This window comes from Cytobacillus sp. Bva_UNVM-123 (assembly GCF_046351715.2).
GTDB lineage: Bacteria > Bacillota > Bacilli > Bacillales > Cytobacillaceae > Cytobacillus.
The window spans coordinates 3,852,878-3,873,771 of record NZ_CM177772.1 but is presented as its reverse complement, the minus strand read 5'-3'; the positions used below and the strand labels follow the sequence as shown (position 1 = coordinate 3,873,771).

Sequence of the window (20,894 nt, the reverse complement as noted above, 5' to 3'; positions counted from 1 at the left end):
ATTATTATTTCTGTAGAATCGGGAGAGGTAATATGAGAAGGTTTGATGTATTAACACCAATTGGATTACTTTTTGGATTTGCTATGCTTATTTTTGGAATCATAACCAATGGAGGAATAAATGGCTTCTTTCGCTTTATTGATCCTTCCTCCATGCTAGTTGTTTTCGGTGGTTTAGTAGCAGCCTTACTTGTAAGTTTTCCATTGAAGGAAATGAAACATTTATTCACAGTCATTCGCCAAGGTTTTTCACATAACGAACAAAATCTAAGCGAGCTAATTAGGACATTTGTAACACTTTCAGAACGAGCTCGTCGAGAGGGACTTCTATCATTAGAAGTTGATATCGAAAAAGTAGAAGATCCTTTCATTCGTAAAGGGATTTTACTAGCTGTAGATGGTATTGAGCCAGATGTCATTAATGATATTATGAATGCGGAAATCACAGCGATGGAAGAGAGACATCGCAAAGGACGAAGTCTGCTTGAAAAGGCGGGAGAATACGCGCCAGCATGGGGGATGATCGGAACATTAATTGGGCTTGTCCTCATGCTCTATAATTTAGATGATCCTTCTGGTCTTGGACCAAATATGGCAATCGCTTTAATTACTACGTTTTATGGCGTATTGTTAGCGAATCTAGTGTTTTTACCTCTTGCTTCTAAGCTAGCTTTGAAAACAGAGGAAGAGGTTTTTTTAAAGCAAATTGTCATAGAAGGGGTAATTGGAGTCCAATCAGGTCAGAATCCGAAGCTGCTCGAAGAAAAACTAAGCGCATTTTTATCCGCAAGTGAACGAAAAGCTGCTAAAATGATAACTTCAGGGGAGGCCTTGAAAGATGAAGCTTAGGAGGAGAACACAAGAAGCTAAAAATGGTGCTCCTGGCTGGATGGTTACATACTCTGATTTAGTTACATTAATCTTAGTTTTTTTTATTTTATTATTCTCAATGTCGCAAATAGACATTATTAAGTTTAAAGCAATTACACAATCGTACCGTGAACATTTTTTAGATTTTTATCCATCCATTATCCCGTTAGAAAACCCAGCTGGGGTTGATACAGAACAGCCTGACAAAGATAAAGCTTCAGAAGATTCATTGAAGAATCTATTAGTTGAGGTTCAGAGCTTTTTAGATAAAAACGGATTAGAGGATGTTATTATTGCAAATCGTACAGAGCGTGGTGTCGTTCTTGTTTTACAAGAACAGGTTTTATTTGATCCAGGGGAAGCAAATTTGATTGGAGGCTCACATGAATTTTTAAATAAAGTAGGAGAACTACTTACAAATCTTCCTAATATGGTAAAGGTCGAAGGTCATACAGATGATGTTCCGATGAATTCATACCGCTATCCATCCAATTGGGAGCTGTCTGCTGCACGTGCAAGCAGTGTAATAAAATATTTTATTGAAAATCATAAGATTGATAGTAGTAGATTCATTGCAGTTGGTTATGCAGACACAAGACCTATTGTTTCAAATAGTGACGCTGAAAACAGGAAAAAAAATCGCCGAGTAGAAATAATCATTTCTGATCCAAAATATAAACAAGATGATATTACAAATTAGATTCACATATTTCCAGAGTGTGTCCCAAAATTGAACTGCACCCCAAAAGTTAGAGTAAAATCTGACTTTTGGGGTGCAGTTCAAAGTATAACTTTTAGGGGCACACTCTTTGTTTATGTTTCTATTATTCCGTCCGTTGATTTCCGTTCCAGACGCTTCGCTTTTCTCACCTACTAGCCAAAATAATCGTTATTAACGACCTTTTGAGCCAGCTTCTTCATGAATCGGAATATAATATCTTATAAGGACTCAGTTTTTTTGTTATTGCGAATCGGGTACAATGCTTTTTCTAATGTTTGGATATTTTTTTCAGTAATTTCAGCTTTTCTTGGAATGGGCTTGTACAAATCGATAGGATCATCCCATTGAGTAGGCAATGGAACCGGGGAGTGATTTTCCCAAGTCTTTACCCACTCATGTGGTAAACTTCCGAAACAATTTGAGTTTTCAGTCATAGCTAACCAGATTAATGCCCATGCCCGTGGCACGACACGCCAAATATCATATCCGCCTCCTCCGACAGCAATCCACTTTCCATCACAATATTGATGGGCAATTTCATGAGCAAGCTTTGGAATTTCCCGATATATTTTTATCGTTGAAGATAAATGTGTGAGAGGATCTAAATAATGGGAGTCTGCACCATTTTGTGTCAAAATAACATCCGGTTTGAAAAATTCAGCAACTTCTTTTATAGATGTTCTATACATTTCAAGCCAAGAATCATCCTCGGTGAATGCGTCGACAGGAATATTAAAAGAAAAGCCATAACCTTTTCCTTGTCCACGTTCATTAACATTTCCTGTACCAGGAAAAAGATAACGTCCTGTTTCATGAATTGAGAGTGTGCAAACATTTGGATCATCATAAAAAGACCATTGCACCCCATCCCCATGATGTGCATCAGTGTCTACATACAATACCCGTACTTTGTATTTTTCTTGAAGATATTTAATTGCGACTGAGCTATCGTTATAAATGCAAAAACCTGAAGCTTTTCCTCTAAATCCGTGATGCAAGCCCCCTCCAAGATGAAGAGCATGTTTCGCTTGGCCAGTCATAACATAATCAACAGCCGTTAATGTTCCACCAACTAATAAAGAGCTTGCCTCATGCATATTTTGAAACATCGGGACGTCTTCTGTGCCAAGTCCATAATTTTCTCCTATACTTGCTGAAAGCTGACCACTTCCTGCTAGCTTGACAGCGTTCACATAATTCGGGTCATGTATTAGTTCAAGCTCTTCATCTGTAGCAGTACGCGGAGGTACGAGTTGATGATCATTGATAGCTGACAAGTGCCGAAGTAAATCAAGTGTAAGCTTTACCCTTATTTGATTAAAAGGATGATCGGAATTAAATTTATAATTAAGCAGGTCATCAGAATAAATAAATACTGAATCATAGCTCATGATGATTTCCCCGGGTGATTTGGCCAAAGAACTTGATGTCCTGCCTTTTCTAACTCATCTATTAAGAGAAGAGGGTTCATCGTTTGAACTCGAATGACAAGAATTTTATATTTTTCATCCATTTTGTCCGGATAAACTAATACACTTTGTATATTGGCATTGCGATTTCTAATAACCGTGGCAATATCACATAACATCCCTGCTTTATTTTCAACCTTTACTTCAATTTGCGAACCAGGCTGGTGTGCACCTGTCAATTCAACTAAAGTTCGGAGAAGATCGGTTTCTGTTACGATTCCAACTAATTTGTCATCCTTTAAGATTGGCAGGCAGCCGATACGGTGCTCATATAAAATAGCTGAGGTTTCTTCTACAAAATCAAGCGGATGTCCAGTAATAACATCTGTTTTCATAATGACTTTGAGAGGATTCTGCAGCTCTTCTTTAAATTTTTCAGTATCGAAAATCGATGGTGAAGCATCGCGAATATCTCTGTCCGTAACAAGTCCCACTAATTGTCGCTTACTATTTATAATAGGAAGATGTCGGATTTTCTTTTCACCCATTAGTTTAACTGCTTCTGCAATGGTGTTCTCTTCTGTTAATGTCGCAACATTCGTCCGCATAATTTCTTCAACAATCACTAAACTTCCCCCTTAGTCAGACATTTTCATTTAATACATAAAGCGATTTTTAAATCGGAGGCGATCAAATCGTTCAATAGAATCCATGTCAATTCTTTTCCCAATTTTGGCCATTAAACAGTTAGCTGGATGTGAGCTGATTTCCGGATCATCGGTTGCATACCATTCAAGGCCACCAGCATTCATCATTTTTTCCATTACCTTTCGATATTCCCATACGTTTAAGCCAGTGCCTTTTAAGTCCCAATGCCAATAATATTCGGTTGTAATGATAATATAATCTTCCATTGCATCATCCATCATCGAAACTTTTAATAAATTTTTTCCTGTTCCACATCCTCTAAATTCAGGGATGACTTCAATTGCGCCAAGCTCAATTAAATTATCCATCTTTCCTTCTGACCATCTTTCAAGTGGGTCAGGGTAGACATATGTTACATATCCAACAATAGTTTCCCGATTTCTAGCAATAATGATTCTACCTTCTGGCAGCCCCGCAATTTCAATTAATGCATTCTTTTGTTGTTCTGGTGGACGGAACGCCACTAAATCCTTATGGAACTCTAACTCAGCTAATTTTTCAGGTGAAATAGGCCCTTCAATAAATAAGGAACCATTCGGGGTGTTTATTTCTTTTGCATTATACGTTTTACGATGTTCCATTCGTTCACCGCCTTAAACACAATATTCAATGTAACTATATTATACATAAAATCTACTAATGAAGAGCAATTTTCTGTTAATTTTCTGTATATTCCAAAACATTCTGTGACAAATGTAAAATTGAAATATTTTTAAAATTGAGAAATAATTGAACTTATAATATAATATTAGGAAACTTACTAACGGCTGAAGCTAATAGACTCTGAAAAATAGATGGGGCAGAGATTTTAGAAGAAGCAAATAAGGTTCATTTTAAAAAGGGGGATATTGATACATGAAAGTTGAAGCATTATCAGCCATTCAAGGAGATTATAACTTAAAAAACTATGATGAAACGTATCGTACATTTGAATGGTCAGAGACGGAAAAGGAATTTTCTTGGCATGCAACAGGACGGGTAAACATGGCTTATGAAGCAATTGATCGTCATGCAGATTCATTTAGGAAAAATAAAGTTGCGCTTTATTTTCGTGAAGGATTGCGTAACGAAAAATATACTTTTAAGGAAATGAAAGAACTTTCAAATAAAGCTGGGAATGTTCTGAAAGCATATGGGAATGTTGAAAAAGGCGACAGGGTGTTCATTTTCATGCCAAGATCGCCTGAGTTATATTTTGCTGCCTTAGGTGCTATTAAACTTGGAGCTATCGTCGGTCCGCTATTTGAAGCATTTATGGAGGGGGCCGTTTTTGATCGACTAGCTGATAGTGAGGCAACTACGCTTATAACAACACCAGAACTATTAAACCGTGTTCCAGTCGAAGACCTTCCTGCATTGAAAACAATATTTTTAGTTGGTGAAGATGTTGTTGAGGAAGGTGTGTATTATGATTTTAATAAGAGAATGACAGAAGCTAGCAATAAACTGTCGATCGAATGGGTGGAAAGGACAGATGGCTTAATTCTGCACTATACTTCTGGCTCCACAGGAAAACCTAAAGGGGTTCTACATGTTCACAATGCCATGATTCAACAATATCAAACAGCAAAGTGGGTTCTTGATCTTAAAGAAGAGGATGTTTATTGGTGTACAGCCGACCCAGGTTGGGTGACAGGGACGTCATATGGAATTTTTGGTCCTTGGTTAACGGGAACTTCTAATTTAATTGTCGGTGGAAGATTTAATCCTGAGTCATGGTATAAGATGATTGAAGAGTATGGTGTCACCGTTTGGTATAGTGCGCCAACAGCATTTAGAATGCTGATGGGGGCAGGAGATGAAGTCGTCAAGAAATTTGATCTTAGCAGTCTTCGTCACATTATTAGTGTGGGTGAGCCATTAAATCCAGAGGTCGTAAAATGGGGCATGAAAGTCTTTCAATTGCGGATTCATGATACATGGTGGATGACGGAAACAGGTGCACTATTAATCTGTAATTATCCTTGCTTAGAAATAAGACCAGGGTCAATGGGCAAGCCAATTCCAGGTGTGATTGGTGCAATTGTTGATGACCAAGGAAGAGAGCTCCCGCCTAATCGCATGGGCAATTTAGCGATTAAAAAAGGATGGCCAGCAATGATGCACACAATTTGGAATAATAGGCAGAAGTATGAGTCTTATTTTATGCCTGGGGACTGGTATGTTTCAGGCGATTCTGCTTACATGGATGAAGATGGCTACTTCTGGTTCCAAGGCCGTGTCGATGATGTCATTATGACTTCAGGTGAGCGTGTCGGCCCGTTCGAGGTTGAAAGCAAACTATTAGAGCATCCTGCAGTAGCAGAAGCGGGCGTAATAGGGAAGCCAGACCCTGTGCGCGGGGAAATCATTAAGGCGTTTATTGCTTTATTAGATGGATATGAACCGTCTGAAGAGTTAATAGAGGATATTCGTCAATTTGTGAAAAAGGGACTTGCCGCCCATGCAGCCCCACGTGAAATTGAATTTAGGGATAAATTGCCGAAAACAAGAAGTGGTAAAATTATGCGCCGCGTCTTAAAAGCGTGGGAGCTAGACTTACCAACTGGTGACCTTTCAACAATGGAAGATTAAAAAAAGCCTGAGAAATTAAGAGTGTTTATTCTTAACTTCTCAGGCTTTTAGTTTTTAACGGGTAGTAAGCCCCATTGATTGAAGTTTCAGTTTATCGGCAATTATTCTCCATTGGCTGGAGGTGCTCCATCTCCCCCGCCATCATCTTCTCCATCTCCGCCGCCCGTTCCACTTCCATTTCCACTTCCATTGCCATTTCCGTTACCACTTCCACTTCCATTTCCGTTACCATTACCACTACCAGGATTTGTATTATCTTCCCCAGGAGGATTGGTCGGTTTTTCTTGTTGAGGCGGTTTAACAGGATCCTCTTTTGCTGGTGGAGTCTCTTCTGTCTCTCCAATTTTAATAATATTGGAAGGAGCTGACTCTTTTCCGGCTATATCAACAGCTGTAATATAGTATTCTCCATTTGCTGCCTTATAAGATAAGACATCACCTGCTAAAATACTATCAACTTTTACATTTCCATTCGCGGTTTTATGATATATTCGATAACCGATTACGTCACCTTCCGGATGTTTTCCCCAAGTAATGGTAGAATTTGCTTCGCTAATACTCGGCGCACTCGGTACTTTTCCGTTTTCCTCTAATGTTGCGTCAGCTGCAAATATGCTTGCCCATCGATCACGAGTTGGAATGAGCTGTGCTGCATTTTTGATCTTAATCCCGTAGAAATCTTCAAAGTATTTCGGACTTATCATCACACCACTCGTAGTGAATTCCTCAGGTGTGCTTTCTAATGCTAGATAGCGCTTATCCCCGATATGGACGTATTTGCCATCAGTAAAGCTGTCACCAGCATTTTTAGGGAGAAACTTTGCATTAAACCAATCTGATTCAACTAGACCTGCTTTTGCGCATGCTTCTGTTGAAAGTAGACCAGAGGCTGCACAATATGATCTTTTCACGATTCCACCAGGCATTTGGAATTGTTTATTAGGCGCACCGATTAATTCAGGATCAATATCGTAAGCAGCATTTAATAATGTTGACCATAAATAGACGCCTCGTGGACCGTGGTGTAGGCCTTTATAGCGCAGTTCTAATGGTTTCGGTGTATCATAGCCATTCCAAACACCAAAGCTTATGTTCGGATTAACTGCAACAAACCATGAATCCTGTAAATTTTGGCTAGTTCCGGTTTTTCCTGCCCAATCTGAGTTGAATTTTAAATAATTTTTCATTGAGTTAGCTGTACCATATTTAATAACGTCTCTCATCATGTCGATCGTTAAAAAGGCAGTTTGTGGGCTAAACACTTCAACAGGTTTTACTTCATGCTCGTAGACAACCTTGCCGGATTTATCAAGAATTTTTTCGATCATATAAGCATCAACGAAGTTTCCACCATTGGCAAATGTGCCATATGCATTTACGTTTTCTTCTACCGTAACACCTTTTGTAATTCCGCCAAGTGCTAATGAATTAGTCGTGTAATCATTTTCAGTTACTGTCGTAATTCCCATTTTTTCTAGGTACTGAGCAGGTCGGTCCTTTAAAATCGTTCTATATGTTAACATCGCTGGAACGTTATATGACATTGCCAATGCATAACGTGCAGACACTAAGCCACTATATGTTTTGTCATAGTTTGTTGGATACGGAACACCTGGACGACTCGGATCGAGATAAACCTCTATGTCAGGAATTACTGTTCCAGGTGCAACTTTACCTAGCTCTAAGGCAGGTGCATAAACGGCTAGTGGCTTCATAGTAGAACCGTTAGAACGCTGAGAACTTGTTGCATGGTTCGTTGCTTCAATTTGATAATCACGACCACCGACAAAAGAAAGTATTTTTCCTGTACTATTTTCAATTAAAATAGCTCCAACTTGAACAGGCTCAACAACTTCTGTGCGCTCTCCAGTCTCAGGATCTTTGACAACTTCAATTTTATCGCTTCCATAGTAAGTGAAATTATCCTTTGCCACTTGCATAGCATCATACATATCTTTGCGAACCGTCGTGTGAATTTCATAGCCATTTTGTCTTAAATTACGATCAGCAAGAATTTTGTATTCATTTCGGAGCTCGTCATTTTCTTTTAAATCCTGCTCGTCATAGCCATCTTTTTCGGCTAAAATCTTTGTCAAAATTTCAACTGCACGTTTTTCTATTTCAATCGTTAAGTATGGATATGTTTCAATTGTGCTCTCAGAGCGGGGGATAAAATCTTTTGTAATGTCATAGCCTAAAGCGTCTTCATATTGTTTTTTATCGATTTTTCCGCCTTCATACATTCTCTTTAGCACGGTTTTCATTCGAGTTAAGCCAGGCTCAATTCCTTCCGGCTTTTTCAACTCTCCCTTTTGTGTATAAGGGGTGTATCCGAACGGACTTTGTGGAAGTCCCGCAATAAATGCAGCTTGCGGTAGATTAAGTTCTTTTGCATTCACACCAAAAATCCCTTTTGCTGCTGATTGTACACCCGCAATATTCCGTCCTGAAGAATTTCTTCCTAAGGTAGATACATTTAAATAGGCTTCAAGTATTTCCTTCTTATCAAAAAACTTTTCTAAACGGAGAGCAAGCAATATTTCTTTTGCTTTACGCTCAAAGCTTACTTCATTCGTAAGTAGCTGGTTTTTAATTAATTGTTGTGTAAGCGTACTTCCTCCTGATTGGACAGATGAATTTGTTACTTCCTGGAAGACAGCGCGCATAATCGCTTTCGGAACGACTCCATCATGCTCATAAAAATATTCATCCTCTGTTGAGACAACAGCGTCAATTAAATGTTGAGACACATCTTCAAGCTTGATTTCTTCACGTTCTAAATCAGTCCTTAGCTTGCCAAGATAAACATTATCGGCAAAATACAATTCAGATGTTTCCTCATAATTATAAATATCTTTTTTCATATTTTCATAAGGACGTATTTGCTCATCTTTCACAAGTGCAGCAAAATAACCTGCTCCTACACCACCTGCGAAAGAACCTCCTAGAACAACTAGGATAATAAACAACAGGACTAAATTCCATGCGACTTGATAAGTGATTCTAGCCCCTTTTGCTGCTTTTTTATTCATAAAAAATGATTTCAATTTATCGATAAAATTTTGGTTTTCTTTCATCCGTATCATTCCCCCTAAAACAGATACATTATAGCATAAAATGAAATTTCTATCAGTTTGAGTTTCGATAAAAACAACAAAGTTTTTTCTGAAATTTCTCTCTTTAACTTAGACGTCTATTTATAAGAATACGATTCAAGTATTCGTAAAATTCATATAGTCTAAAAGGCTCTTTTTCATTTTTGATTAAAATGTACATTGTGAACCAAGTGAGTGGACTGATTCCTGAAAAGGTAAAGTGTTGTTTAAAACGGGAATTAAATGAGTTGACCGATTCCCGAAAAGTTAGTGCGTTGCTCAAAATGGGAATCAAGAGAGTCAACCGATTCCCGAAAATGCAGCGCTTTGCTAAAAACGGAAATCAAGAGAGTCAACCGATTCCCGAAAAGTAAGCGAGTTGCTCAAACCGGGAATCAAGTGAGTGAACTAATTCCTGAAAAGTAAGCGAGTTTCTAAAACCGGGAATCAAGAGCGCCAACCAATTCCCGAAAAGGTAGCACGTCGCTGAAACCGGGAATCAAGAGGGTCAACCGATTCCCGAAAAGTAAGCGTGTTACTTAAACCGGGAATCAAGAGGGCCAACCGATTCCCGAAAAGCAAGCGTGTCATTGAAACCGGGAATCAAAAGAGCCAACCAATTCCTCAAAAGGTAGCACGTCGCTGAAACCGAGAATCAAGAGGGTCAACCGATTCCCGAAAAGCAAGCGTGTTACTTAAAACGGGAATCAAGAGGGCCAACCGATTCCCGAAAATGCAGCGCGTTGCTAAAACCGGGAATCAAAAGAGCCAACTGATTCCCGAAAAGTAAGCGTGTTACTTAAACCGGGAATCAAGAGCGCCAACCGATTCCCGAAAAGCAAGCGCGTCATTGAAACCGGGAATCAAAAGAGCCAACCGGTTCCCGAAAAGGCAGCGCGTTGCTAAAACCGGGAATCAAAAGAGCCAACTGATTCCCGAAAAGTAAGCGTGTTACTTAAAACGGGAATCAAGAGGGCAAACCGATTCCCAAAAGCAAGCGTGTCATTGAAACCGGGAATCAAAAGAGCCGACCGATTCCCGAAAAGTAAGCGTGTTACTTAAAACGGGAATCAAGAGAGCTAACCGATTCCCGAAAAGTAAGCGAGTTGCTCAAACCGGGAATCAAGAGAGTCAACCGATTCCCGAAAATGCAGCGCTTTGCTAAAAACGGGAATCAAGAGAGTCAACCGATTCCCGAAAATGTAGCGCTTTGCTAAAAACGGGAATCAAAAGAGCCGACCGATTCCCGAAAAGTAAGCGTGTTACTTAAAACGGGAATCAAGAGAGCTAACCGATTCCCGAACCGATAGCCCGCCGCTCAAATAGGAACCTAACTGAGCAATAGATCTTAAAAAGATCAAAGAATATTTAAAAGCTAGTTTGACAATTTTAGTTTGTTATGTTAAAAATACTTTAACTTAAAAAATTTATATAAGCCTTGATGGGAATGAGTAGTCTTTTTATCTCTGTTTCAGAAAGCCGGCGGTTGCTGTGAGTCGGTACATGTAGAAAGATGAATTACCTCCTTGAGCTTTCGCTGTCAACCTAAAATTTTAGTTATAGCAGTGAACGGATTATCCGTTATCGTGTTTGAGTGGAGGAGCTTTTTGTCCTCAATTTGGGTGGTACCGCGCAATTCAATTATGCGTCCCTGCAATTTTGCAGGGGCGCTTTTTTATTTTTAAAAGGAGGAAAATGGAATGAATTTGTTAGAGGATTTACAGTGGAGAGGGATTATCTACCAGCAAACAGATGAAGAAGGTTTAAAAGATACGTTAAATAAAGAGAAGATTTCTTTATATTGTGGAATGGATCCTACTGGTGACAGTATGCATATTGGTCATTTACTGCCATTTTTAACACTTAGACGATTTCAAAACCATGGACACCGTCCTATTGTTCTTGTTGGGGGAGCAACTGGATTAATTGGAGACCCAAAAGCAACTGAAGAAAGAACACTTCAAACAATTGAAACGGTTCAGCATAATGTTGAATGTTTAACAGGACAGTTAAAGAGAATTTTTTCATTTGATGGTGAGAATGGTGCAACGATGGTCAATAACTATGATTGGACAGCACCATTAAATATCATTACCTTTTTAAGAGATTTTGGAAAGCATATCGGCATTAATTACATGCTTGCAAAGGATACAATTGCGTCACGTTTAGAAACGGGGATATCCTTTACAGAGTTCACTTATACGATTTTGCAAGGAATGGACTTTAAGCATTTATATGAGAATCATCAATGTAAATTGCAAATTGGTGGAAGTGATCAATGGGGGAATATCACTACTGGGTTAGAGCTGATTCGCAAAATGACAGGAGAAGGAGCCAAAGCATATGGCTTAACAATCCCTCTTGTAACGAAGGCAGATGGAACGAAGTTTGGCAAAACTGAAAGTGGAGCGGTTTGGCTTGATCCAGAAAAAACATCTCCATATGAGTTTTACCAATTCTGGATAAATACAGCTGATGCAGACGTTGTGAAATACTTGAAATTCTTTACATTCCTATCTCGTGAAGAAATTGAAGCACTTGAGCAATCTATTGAAACTGAAGCACATCTCCGTAAAGCTCAAAAGGCACTTGCTGAAGAAATGACGCGACTTATTCATGGCGAAGATGCATTAAATCAAGCACTAAAAATTACGGCAGCTCTTTTTAGTGGCGATGTTAAAAACCTGACAGCAGCAGAAATTAAGCAAGGTTTTAAGGATGTTCCATCATATGACCACAAAACTGAAGAAGAAATCGGATTAGTTGATCTACTTGTGGCTGCAAAGATTTCTCCATCAAAGCGTCAAGCTCGTGAAGATGTGGCAAACGGTGCAGTCTCATTAAATGGCGACCGTGTAGCTGAGACAGATTATGTTCTAACAGAAAAAGATAAAATTGAAAATCAATTTACGATCATTCGCCGTGGGAAAAAGAAGTATTTCTTAATCAATTACAAATAAGGATTTAAAAAGCAGGGATAGAAATGAACAAAGCACAAATTGAGAATAATATTCTGGAACTAAAGCTTGATTACATTCGATTGCAAAATGATTTAGAAAAGCTCGAATCTGTTAATGGCAATACATCTCCTTTGGAGAAACAGCTCAATGAACTAGAAAATGAACTAAAGAAATTGAGAAATCAATTAAGTGCGATTTAAATATTATTCACATAAAAATAGGTTGCCCTTATGGCAACCTATTTTTATACAAGAGATACTATAAAAGATTGAATAAAGCACCTACAAATAAAAAGGTAATGACAAGACTAAATAAAGTGTGTCTCTTAGCTTTCCTCAAAAAAATATAAACTATTCCGACTATGTATATGAGAGACAATGTTATGACAGATAAAGTGGTTGAAGTATCTTTTAAATATTGAAATAACAAAGCAAATAAACCTACACTAACAATGACGATTAAAAATTCTGCTCTTTTGTTCATTCGAAAAATCACCTACTAAAAAAACGATTTTAGCTGAGGATATCTGTAATTAAAATTTCATTATCTCTCACAGGCAATATCATCTTTATCTCTGTCAAGCCCTGCATTTGCCTCATATAATTCTTTAGAGACAAAAGGTTTGTACTTTGTTTTACCGCCTTTATTCTTTGCTGAAGCAGAACGTGCAACTCCACCTTTATAGTCTGCGTTTAAATCTTTACAGTTTTTATATTTTTTCACTTCTGTTTTTGCATTAACATCTGAAGTTATGGAAAAACCTAGTAATAGTGTGAATGATAATAATAAACTAGTAAGTTTTTTCATAATTATGTTCTTCCTTTCTAATAGTCAATCACTCCCAATATAAACCAAATTACCCATTAATTCAATATTAAGAAATTTCCTCGCTTTGTGGAGAGCAATCATACATCCAACAACCTTCCATTTGTTAAGAGGTATGCGATGACAGTAATACGAGTTGAATGACCCCGTGCAAAAAGCCAACTGGTTAAAAAATATTGCTGGTTAAAATTGGCTCATTTTTACAAGGAGAATATGAAATTATAACCTCTTCTTTTTATTTAATTTGTAGTATCATTTAACATGAGTCATAAGGAGTGTGAGAGATGAAGTTTATAAAATTTTTAATTATTACGGTTATTTTGTTAGGTGCCATTGGTTTTGGCGTTTATCACTATGGTACTAAGTTTGCCTCTAATAAGTTAGTAGAAGCGATTTCTACTGAGTTAGAAAATAGTGGGGAAATGGATGAAATTAAGAAAACGATTGAAAGTGATCCTGAATTAAAATCATTTATTGAAGAAGCCAAAACAGCAGATAGCAGCAAATTACCGTTCAGTACAAAAGAAGAGGCAACAAGAGTATTAATCCAAAAAGTTGGTATTTCAGAGCTTAATGATATACGTGTACAAGTACAAGAGGGAACGATTTCTAAAGAGGAGGTTCTTCAAGAAATACAAGGGAAATTAACAGAAGAGGAAATCATGGCTTTAAAGGTCATTGCGTATAAGGAATTATATAAATAGATGGAAGGGACTGTGAACAACTACAGTCCTTTTTTATTTTGCACGAATAATAAAAAAATGAACGGCATCAGATAGTAGAACTTTAATTTCAACCAGAAAATTAATTTTATAAATTAATGACATCACAGTCTATACAGTATAGACTAAGAATAAGTCTATATTGTATAGACCAAGGAGGTTTAGGATGAAAGATTATAAACTAACAGAAAGTGAAGCAAAGTTTGCATATTTAATTTGGCAGAATGAACCGATTGGCTCTGGTGATCTAGTAAAGCTATGTGAAAAAGAAATGAATTGGAAAAAGTCTACAACCTATACAGTATTGAAAAAGTTATGTGAAAAGGGCATTTTTCAGAATGAAAATGCTGTCGTTTCGTCTCTAATTACAGAGGATGGATATTACGCTAAGCAAAGTATACGTTTTGTTGAGGATACATTTGGTGGATCCTTGCCTAAATTCCTCACTACTTTTATTGGAGCAAAAAAATTAAGTAAGCATCAAGTGGAAGAGTTGAAAAAATTGATTGACGAGCATGAGGAGGCCTAGCAATGAGTGAGCTATTTCTAACTACTTTAAATATGAGCCTTACTGCAAGCTATGTTATCCTTTTTGTGCTGCTTATTAGGATTCCACTCAAAAAAGCTCCAACATTCATCTCGTATGCACTATGGAGTGTAGTGGCATTTCGTCTTATCATTCCATTCTCTTTTGAAGGTATGTTTAGTCTAATGCCTTGGAATACGAATACTGTTCCTATCCCCCATAATATTATCTATCAGGAAATTCCACAGATTAATAGCGGGATAGAAGTAGTTGATTCTTTTGTAAACGAATTACTTCCTGCACCGAGTATTGGAGCTAGTGTAAATCCATTGCAGATTTATACTGAAATAGGGGCATACATCTGGGTCTTAGGAATAATAGCATTGCTTGTGTATAGCCTTGTATCTGTTTTGAACTTAAAAAGACAGCTTAAAAGTGCACAATTAATAGAGAAGAATATCTTCGAAGCGAAGAATTTGAAAACAGCATTTGTGCTTGGCTTAATAAGACCAAAGATATATTTACCGACTGATCTTAATGTTGAAGAAAGAGGCTATATTTTGCTACATGAACAGACCCATATTCATCGAAAAGATCATATTATAAAAATATTAGCCTTCTTCATATTATCCATACATTGGTTTAATCCTCTTGTGTGGATTGCGTTTATGTTAATGAGTTTGGATATGGAGCTTTCCTGTGATGAACGGGTATTTAAAGATATGAATGAAAATATTAAAAAGCCTTACGCTAATTCGTTATTGTCACTTGCCACCAGCAAGCATATTTTCAATGGAAGCCCGCTTGCATTTGGTGAGGGCAATGTAAAAGTGCGGATTAAAAATGTGTTGAATTACAGAAAATCTTCTATTTGGGTGATTGCTGTATCCATGATAACTGTAATGATTGTAGGAATTGCACTAGTTACAAATCCTAAGCAGGGGGATACAAATCAACTAGAAGATACGATGGTGGAAAATCCTCCAAGTAAACCGGAAGCAGTATATCATACTGAGTATAACAGAGTAGAAATCGAGGTTCTCTCCGATATGAGTGGCTTTAAGTCAGTAAACGAATTTGAGACAACTGATTTCAAAGTAGTTGCATTTATTGATTCAACACTACGAACGAATCTGACACCTGCGAAAGAGGAGGACTTGGACAACAATTATACAAATCAATATACGATAAAATTGTCTAATGACATTGGCGGATATAGCTGTGTACTTTACTACAATACCGTGAAGAATAAAGCCTATATTGTAAAAGACGGAGGTCTTCACGAAGTCGGGGCAGACTTTGCACGTTATATCGATTCTTTTTTTAACACGTAGTAACAACACTTTGTAGGTAGTTTTATTGTTATATACCAAATGGGTAATTATGGTATTATTGATATGGATGATACGACGGAGTAAGTTTATTAAAAAAGATGAGGGGTTACATTGATTAAAATAATTGATATTAGTTTAAAAGATATCGCCAGGGATGTATTAAATATTCAAATACCATCCTATAAAGTAGAGGCAGAAATAATCGGTACGGATGAAATACCTCCATTGAAAGATACAGTTGAAACATTGCAAGTATGTAAAGAAACTTTCTTTGGTTATTATGAAGATAAAGAACTATGTGGAGCCATATCATTAAAAATAGAAGATAATGTTGTTGATATACACAGGTTAATTGTACATCCAACTCATTTTAGAAAAGGTGTTGCTCAAAAACTATTAAATTATGTTTCAAGTAATTTCGAGTCTGAAAAAATAATCGTTGCGACAGGTTCTAAAAATATGCCAGCAGTTCGTTTTTATGAAAAGAATGGCTTTAAAAAAATTAGAGAAGTCACAGTAAATGAGACTTTATCTTTAACCTTTTTTGAAAAGAAATTATAAATGAATTATTCAAGTACCTGGTACGGTTGTTTTATAAGAATTATTGAAGTCAACATTAGTTTGTTGGCTTTTTTATGTCGTTTATTGATTAATATTTAACAATAAACTGTATACAAAAGGTAAAAATGGTGTTAAACTTCCTTTCATAATAGTAAAAAAATAGGGGTGACATATGGCGAAATATATTACTAAAGTACTAGGTCTAGTTAGCTTTACGATTTTTCTGCTTGTTTTTCAATCTTCGTTTGCATCAGCTAAAGATTTATTAGTAGTTCCTATCGAAAAAGATGATGATATTGAGGAATTAATAATTTCTGAGGATTCAATCATAAATGCTGAAGAAGGAGTATTAATTCCAAAATTGATCATAACTAATGGTGCAACGATTGTTGAAATTAATGCTAATGTTCAAATTCTTGAAGTTACAGCTCAGAATAAAGTGGAACTAATTGGCAATGGTAATATTACAGATCTTATTATCTCCACAGGTACAGAAGTGGTTGTAAATACTACTGGGGACATTCACAAACTTGAAATTACTAATAAGGATGCTAGATTAGTAGTAAAAGAAGGTTCAAAGATTTCGAAGTTAGTCATTCCAGTAGGTGTGAAAAGGACAGATATTATTACCAACTATGAACACTCTAGTCATAGATTTGATGAAGAAGGTATTTATGGCAGAGAAAGCAATGATCCAACACCACCAACGGATGATAATTCAACACCGCCGACAGATGATAATTCAACACCGCCGACAGATGATAATTCAACACCGCCGACAGATGATAATTCAACACCGCCGACAGATGATAATTCAACACCACCAACGGATGATAATTCAACACCGCCAACGGATGATAATTCAACACCACCGACGGATGATAATCCAACACCGCCAACTGTTGAGGTCACAGAAGGTTCGTTTTTTGGAAAATTTAATAGCGGTTTTTATAAATACTTTATTATTAATAAAGATGATAACACTTTTAAAGAAATTTATTATGAGATGCCTGGGGTACAATATAAACATTTCATAAATGGAGATTCTGTAGATTCTACCAATTTCGAAAATCGACTTCAGGATTTGATGTTTCTTGAAAGAGTAAGTGTTGAAGAAGGCAAAGAAGATGATTATAATACAATTAATTTGATTATTCCTTAATTATTATTTTACCTTAACTTTTTAAGAGCTCTTCGACAAGTATACACGTGCAAGGGCAGTATATGATAAAAGACAAAATATAAATGTCGTTTTTGTAGGAAATTCAAAAGAAGTAGCAACTATCTACAAACCTGATGCTGGAGAGATTGCTTCAAAATTCGTTAATAGTAATTGGAAGTGGTAATGGGTGGCAATAATAAAAGATAGATCATTTAGTGCATCAAAAACAAGTTTGAAATTGAATATATTGGAAACAGATTCTGTTTCTAGCACTATTTGTATTAATTTTAATTGTGGTAACAATCATTTGGATTTTAAATTTTTAGTTTTGCGAAGTGACATTATGATGTTACATACGTTAATTCTAAGAAATTGGGATGAATTATTAGAAGCAGAAGTATGGGATTCTACTGATCCTTCATTTTCATTTTCTATTTTAGCAAACAAAAGTGAGTTGATTGAAGAACAAATTTACCAATTTCAATTTTGGATAGATGCTGGTGAATATATTTCAAGTAGATCTACTCGTTCTGGAATTGGAATCACAATTTATAAGGATAGAAAAACGATTGAAGATTTTGCATTACAGATTAAGAATGAACTTAATTAGAATTAAAAAGACCATGCGCTCATGTGAGTATGGTCTTTTTTCTTTTGTATTACTGGTATATTTGGTAATTAAAAGTATACTAATAATAGTAAATATTAGGAGCGATGAAGCATGGTTAAAGCTTTAAATTGTCCAAACTGTGCTGCAGTATTGTAAGCCCGAATTATAAAAAATAAGTGCACTTTACCGGCACGCATCACAAAAAGCCGTTTACCACGATTTTTTTCAATCGAATATACGGCTGATTTAATTTATTTGCTACATTCTTCCTAGATCATTTTTGACCAGGGCATGTATTGATCTAAAATTTCAAGGTTTTGATGGGTGCCGAGATTCGGAAGTTCCTTGAAAAGTTTCTTTATGTATTCGTAGAAATCAACGCCGTTACTTTTGGCTGTTTCTGCGATACTCAAACAAATGGCATTCGCTTTTGCACCGGCTTCGCTGACCGAAAAAAGCCAGTTTTTCCTACCCAAAACGTTAGGACGGATGGCATTTTCGGCAGGATTATTATCAATTTCAATGCGGCCATCATTCAAGAATGATTTGAGTCCATTTGCCCTATTCAAAGTGTATTCAGCTGCTTTCGCAAGGGCATTTTTCCCGTAGAATGGTGACGATTCAACCCAATCAAGAAATTTTTCTACAATCTTATCATAGGCAGAATAACCGTCACAAACAATCGTTCCTGAAAATCCTCCTATGAAACTTTCAAGGACAGATCGAGCCCGTGATAATGAGCTTTGAAACAGAGTCATTATTGGCCCTTGGCTTGGCACACTTCGATACACCCAATTATAGGCAAGATTTCCCATCGGATCGATTGATAATTTGTCCATATGTTTCATCGACATGTAAAAGCGATTTAGCGATCATCAGTTGCTTCATTCGTTCGTAAATGGGCAATAGCCAATCTTGCGATACACGAATGACCCAATTTGAAAGGTTCTTATATTGGTATTCAGGCCATAACGATCCCATTCCTTTACCTGACGGTAAAGGGGTAAGTATTGTGAAAATTTATCATATATTACTTTGGCTAGTACACTGGGACTTGCGATGCTACGTTGAATAGGAGGCTGTGGTGCTTTACCACGTTTAATTTGCGCCTTTTGAAATGCATCGCCTTTGCAATTTTTACATTCATACGCGTGTTCAATGTGTTGAATTTTTATCATTTTTGCCGGAATAAATTCTGCTTCTTCGCGTACGATTGTACTGCCAATTTCAATCATTTGTCCTTGGCAACAGTCACATTGCGTATTTTCTGGATGATAATGAACTGCTTCTACTTCGATATCATCACGTAATGAATCATTTCGTTTTTTCTTTTGAATAGTTCGAACAACAGTATAAGAAATGGTCTGTTGGCTTTGTTCTTCTGTGTGCTCAGACTCGCTAAAAGACGGGTCCTCATCAAATAATGATCCTTGCCCGTCTGGTACGTTATATTTCGATTTCTCTGTTTTTGATCCATATAAAAGCTTGGTTAAATGGCGAAGTTGTTGCGTTAACGCTTCGTTCTGTTTCAACGATTGATCCAATTTTTTTGATAGTTCTTGGTTTTGTTGATTCGAATGAGCCAATTGCTCTTCAAGCAATCGAATTAATCTCTCGAATTGATTTTCACTCATAGAAGAAACGTTTTTCACATCATTCACCACTCTTCGTTCGGATTCACTCCTCTTATTATAACGAGTTCGCACAGTGGAATAAAGATAAAATGAAGGGCTTTAATGAATTTAGAAGACACCTTTTGATGATGGCCGAATCGCCTTTGGCTGCTGGATCGATAACCCTTCGAGCAACCAGCGAAGCTACTTTTGTGAAAGATTGCGTACTTCATTTTCATCTTTTGGCCATTGGAGTTTTCCGTTATCCAAACGTTTATAAAGCATGGCGAAGCCATCACCATCGAAATATAAACATTTATAGCGATCTTTACTCCATCCTGCAAATAAGAAAATGGAATCACCATATGGATCAAGTTCGAAAGAATCTTGAATCAGTGTTGCCAGACCATCGATGCCTTTTCGCATATCGGTCCTTCCACAAATGATGTAAATATTTTTTACGCTTGTATAGTCGTATTTCACAGATGTTTCAACTCCCTCATAACCGTTTGGATGATGTGCTCATCTACGCCGTTTGAGAAAGAGATTTCTACGTTTGCCGTTTTGAGCGTGCAAGCGTTATTAGCAGAGGCTGTTAATGAAGAGGATGTATATGAAACTTTGTTTTCGGAATGTAATGTAACGGGGACAATTGTAAGTTTTTGTTGCGGCATTTTGAAAAGCACCTCCCTTAAATTGATACATTCTAGTACCAGGAGGTGCTGCGTGTTTATATGCGTTGTTTGATAGGGGGCTTATGATATAATCGAGCAAGCTATGTATTTGCCTATGGTTCTTACCGTGTTGGAAAAAGATCGAATTATTATAGATAAAGCACCATTTAAATTAAAGGAGCCTTATCTAAATTTGTGGAGGAAACAATAAGAGCTGTACAAAAGGATTTAAAAGTTGTTAAAGATAAGATGCGGCAGGGGAATATGAAGGTTCAGCAAATAGGTCATGACGAAGCATTTACGATGTATTCATTTTTATATAAAGGATTTGAAGAGCAACATAATTACTTTAATCCGAGGATACGTAACAAGGTACATGAATTAATGGAGCATTATTTGTATAACCGTTTTAAATGAATCCCTCTAGTTGCTATGTAATGACACACCAGAGGGATTTTACCGTGTAAAGGTGAGTATAGCCACACAGATACTTTAAGCATAGGATATTATAAAAAATGAAATTAATATACG

The 20,894-nt window shown here is 36.9% G+C and carries 19 protein-coding genes, 2 pseudogenes and 1 other annotated feature; of the genes and pseudogenes, 12 read left to right on the top strand and 9 right to left on the bottom strand.

The genetic code is table 11. The annotated features are described in order from the left end of the window. Positions 1-32 precede the first annotated feature (32 nt). Both motP and motS read left to right on the top strand, forming a co-directional pair. On the top strand, positions 33-848 hold the full coding sequence (motP, locus tag KDN24_RS19880) for a flagellar motor protein MotP (RefSeq protein ID WP_409973027.1): 816 nt from the start codon (positions 33-35) through the stop codon (positions 846-848). Then, entirely contained in the window at positions 838-1,569 is a 732-nt protein-coding gene (gene motS / locus KDN24_RS19875) for a flagellar motor protein MotS (protein ID WP_409973026.1), read from the top strand. Before motP ends, motS begins: the two co-directional genes overlap by 11 nt. 239 nt (positions 1,570-1,808) lie before the next feature. Here the strand turns inward: motS and KDN24_RS19870 are convergent, their stop codons facing one another. From KDN24_RS19870 to KDN24_RS19860, 3 genes are read right to left on the bottom strand one after another with little or no spacing between them, the layout of a single operon-like run. Further along, a complete protein-coding gene (locus KDN24_RS19870) occupies positions 1,809-2,981 on the bottom strand; it encodes an acetoin utilization protein AcuC (protein WP_409973025.1) in 1,173 nt (390 codons plus the stop codon). Further along, positions 2,978-3,625, bottom strand: a complete 648-nt coding sequence (locus tag KDN24_RS19865; protein WP_409973024.1) for an acetoin utilization AcuB family protein — start codon at positions 3,623-3,625, stop codon at positions 2,978-2,980. The genes KDN24_RS19870 and KDN24_RS19865 overlap by 4 nt, the downstream gene beginning before the upstream one ends. Positions 3,626-3,655: 30 nt before the next feature. Next, a complete protein-coding gene (locus tag KDN24_RS19860; protein ID WP_409973023.1) occupies positions 3,656-4,288 on the bottom strand; it encodes a GNAT family N-acetyltransferase in 633 nt (210 codons plus the stop codon). A 274-nt stretch (positions 4,289-4,562) separates the two neighbouring features. Here KDN24_RS19860 and acsA point away from each other — a divergent pair, with 274 nt between their 5' ends. Further along, positions 4,563-6,281, top strand: a complete 1,719-nt coding sequence (gene acsA / locus KDN24_RS19855; protein ID WP_409973022.1) for an acetate--CoA ligase — start codon at positions 4,563-4,565, stop codon at positions 6,279-6,281. Positions 6,282-6,382: 101 nt separating this feature from the next. On the opposite strand, the gene KDN24_RS19850 is transcribed toward acsA, so the two are convergent. Then, on the bottom strand, positions 6,383-9,358 hold the full coding sequence (locus tag KDN24_RS19850) for a transglycosylase domain-containing protein (protein WP_409973021.1): 2,976 nt from the start codon (positions 9,356-9,358) through the stop codon (positions 6,383-6,385). 1,447 nt (positions 9,359-10,805) lie between these two features. Next, positions 10,806-11,032: a binding site (T-box leader), on the top strand. 44 nt (positions 11,033-11,076) lie between these two features. Here KDN24_RS19850 and tyrS point away from each other — a divergent pair. Together tyrS and KDN24_RS19840 are read left to right on the top strand one after the other, a co-directional pair. Beyond that, positions 11,077-12,336 carry a tyrosine--tRNA ligase gene (gene tyrS, locus KDN24_RS19845; protein ID WP_409973020.1) on the top strand — a complete coding sequence of 420 codons (1,260 nt, stop codon included), beginning with the start codon at positions 11,077-11,079 and terminating at the stop codon, positions 12,334-12,336. Positions 12,337-12,359: 23 nt separating this feature from the next. Next, the gene (locus KDN24_RS19840; protein ID WP_409973019.1) at positions 12,360-12,536 is read left to right on the top strand and encodes an SE1832 family protein; all 177 of its coding nucleotides are present in this window, start codon (positions 12,360-12,362) and stop codon (positions 12,534-12,536) included. Positions 12,537-12,594: 58 nt separating this feature from the next. Here the strand turns inward: KDN24_RS19840 and KDN24_RS19835 are convergent, their stop codons facing one another. Then, positions 12,595-12,819 (bottom strand): hypothetical protein, encoded by a 225-nt coding sequence (locus tag KDN24_RS19835; RefSeq protein ID WP_409973018.1) that lies wholly within the window; start codon positions 12,817-12,819, stop codon positions 12,595-12,597. 60 nt (positions 12,820-12,879) lie between these two features. Continuing rightward, positions 12,880-13,143: an excalibur calcium-binding domain-containing protein gene (locus KDN24_RS19830; RefSeq protein ID WP_409973017.1), complete on the bottom strand. Its 264-nt coding sequence runs from the start codon at positions 13,141-13,143 to the stop codon at positions 12,880-12,882. Between the two features lie 302 nt (positions 13,144-13,445). On the opposite strand from KDN24_RS19830, the gene KDN24_RS19825 reads away from it, so the two are divergent. The 6 genes from KDN24_RS19825 (at position 13,446) to KDN24_RS19800 (ending at position 18,076) form a co-directional block, all read left to right on the top strand. Then, positions 13,446-13,865, top strand: coding sequence for a hypothetical protein (locus KDN24_RS19825; protein WP_409973016.1), 420 nt, complete (start codon positions 13,446-13,448; stop codon positions 13,863-13,865). A gap of 184 nt (positions 13,866-14,049) precedes the next feature. Continuing rightward, entirely contained in the window at positions 14,050-14,412 is a 363-nt protein-coding gene (locus tag KDN24_RS19820; protein WP_409973015.1) for a BlaI/MecI/CopY family transcriptional regulator, read from the top strand. 2 nt (positions 14,413-14,414) lie between these two features. Then, the gene (locus KDN24_RS19815) at positions 14,415-15,743 is read left to right on the top strand and encodes a M56 family metallopeptidase (protein WP_409973014.1); all 1,329 of its coding nucleotides are present in this window, start codon (positions 14,415-14,417) and stop codon (positions 15,741-15,743) included. Positions 15,744-15,854: 111 nt separating this feature from the next. Continuing rightward, positions 15,855-16,304, top strand: a complete 450-nt coding sequence (locus KDN24_RS19810; RefSeq protein ID WP_409973013.1) for a GNAT family N-acetyltransferase — start codon at positions 15,855-15,857, stop codon at positions 16,302-16,304. A 172-nt stretch (positions 16,305-16,476) separates the two neighbouring features. Further along, complete coding sequence (locus KDN24_RS19805) at positions 16,477-17,466, top strand: hypothetical protein (protein WP_491348129.1); 990 nt, start codon at positions 16,477-16,479, stop codon at positions 17,464-17,466. A gap of 346 nt (positions 17,467-17,812) precedes the next feature. Beyond that, positions 17,813-18,076, top strand: a complete 264-nt coding sequence (locus tag KDN24_RS19800) for a hypothetical protein (RefSeq protein WP_491348128.1) — start codon at positions 17,813-17,815, stop codon at positions 18,074-18,076. Positions 18,077-18,345: 269 nt separating this feature from the next. Here KDN24_RS19800 and KDN24_RS19795 read toward each other — a convergent pair. The 3 genes and pseudogenes from KDN24_RS19795 to KDN24_RS19785 all read right to left on the bottom strand — a co-directional run bounded on the left by KDN24_RS19795 (position 18,346) and on the right by KDN24_RS19785 (position 20,363). Continuing rightward, positions 18,346-19,728 (bottom strand): annotated as a pseudogene (locus KDN24_RS19795) (IS66 family transposase). 165 nt (positions 19,729-19,893) lie between these two features. Next, entirely contained in the window at positions 19,894-20,115 is a 222-nt protein-coding gene (gene tnpB / locus KDN24_RS19790) for an IS66 family insertion sequence element accessory protein TnpB (RefSeq protein ID WP_491348127.1), read from the bottom strand. Positions 20,116-20,168: 53 nt separating this feature from the next. Beyond that, a complete protein-coding gene (locus KDN24_RS19785; RefSeq protein ID WP_409973008.1) occupies positions 20,169-20,363 on the bottom strand; it encodes a hypothetical protein in 195 nt (64 codons plus the stop codon). 103 nt (positions 20,364-20,466) lie between these two features. Between KDN24_RS19785 and KDN24_RS19780 the strand changes: the two are divergent. Further along, positions 20,467-20,780 (top strand): annotated as a pseudogene (locus KDN24_RS19780) (YhjD family protein). Positions 20,781-20,894: the final 114 nt, after the last annotated feature.

What these genes read in the sequence shown, in the direction of transcription:
- acsA (WP_409973022.1), top strand. Translation starts at nt 4,563, where the DNA reads ATGAAAGTTGAAGCATTATCAGCCATTCAAGGAGATTATAACTTAAAA.
- KDN24_RS19800 (WP_491348128.1), top strand. Translation starts at nt 17,813, where the DNA reads ATGTTACATACGTTAATTCTAAGAAATTGGGATGAATTATTAGAAGCA.
- tyrS (WP_409973020.1), top strand. Translation starts at nt 11,077, where the DNA reads ATGAATTTGTTAGAGGATTTACAGTGGAGAGGGATTATCTACCAGCAA.
- KDN24_RS19860 (WP_409973023.1), bottom strand. Translation starts at nt 4,288, where the DNA reads ATGGAACATCGTAAAACGTATAATGCAAAAGAAATAAACACCCCGAAT.
- KDN24_RS19840 (WP_409973019.1), top strand. Translation starts at nt 12,360, where the DNA reads ATGAACAAAGCACAAATTGAGAATAATATTCTGGAACTAAAGCTTGAT.
- motP (WP_409973027.1), top strand. Translation starts at nt 33, where the DNA reads ATGAGAAGGTTTGATGTATTAACACCAATTGGATTACTTTTTGGATTT.
- KDN24_RS19785 (WP_409973008.1), bottom strand. Translation starts at nt 20,363, where the DNA reads ATGCCGCAACAAAAACTTACAATTGTCCCCGTTACATTACATTCCGAA.
- KDN24_RS19835 (WP_409973018.1), bottom strand. Translation starts at nt 12,819, where the DNA reads ATGAACAAAAGAGCAGAATTTTTAATCGTCATTGTTAGTGTAGGTTTA.
- tnpB (WP_491348127.1), bottom strand. Translation starts at nt 20,115, where the DNA reads ATGCGAAAAGGCATCGATGGTCTGGCAACACTGATTCAAGATTCTTTC.
- KDN24_RS19825 (WP_409973016.1), top strand. Translation starts at nt 13,446, where the DNA reads ATGAAGTTTATAAAATTTTTAATTATTACGGTTATTTTGTTAGGTGCC.
- KDN24_RS19815 (WP_409973014.1), top strand. Translation starts at nt 14,415, where the DNA reads ATGAGTGAGCTATTTCTAACTACTTTAAATATGAGCCTTACTGCAAGC.
- KDN24_RS19850 (WP_409973021.1), bottom strand. Translation starts at nt 9,358, where the DNA reads ATGAAAGAAAACCAAAATTTTATCGATAAATTGAAATCATTTTTTATG.
- KDN24_RS19830 (WP_409973017.1), bottom strand. Translation starts at nt 13,143, where the DNA reads ATGAAAAAACTTACTAGTTTATTATTATCATTCACACTATTACTAGGT.
- KDN24_RS19820 (WP_409973015.1), top strand. Translation starts at nt 14,050, where the DNA reads ATGAAAGATTATAAACTAACAGAAAGTGAAGCAAAGTTTGCATATTTA.
- KDN24_RS19805 (WP_491348129.1), top strand. Translation starts at nt 16,477, where the DNA reads ATGGCGAAATATATTACTAAAGTACTAGGTCTAGTTAGCTTTACGATT.
- KDN24_RS19870 (WP_409973025.1), bottom strand. Translation starts at nt 2,981, where the DNA reads ATGAGCTATGATTCAGTATTTATTTATTCTGATGACCTGCTTAATTAT.
- motS (WP_409973026.1), top strand. Translation starts at nt 838, where the DNA reads ATGAAGCTTAGGAGGAGAACACAAGAAGCTAAAAATGGTGCTCCTGGC.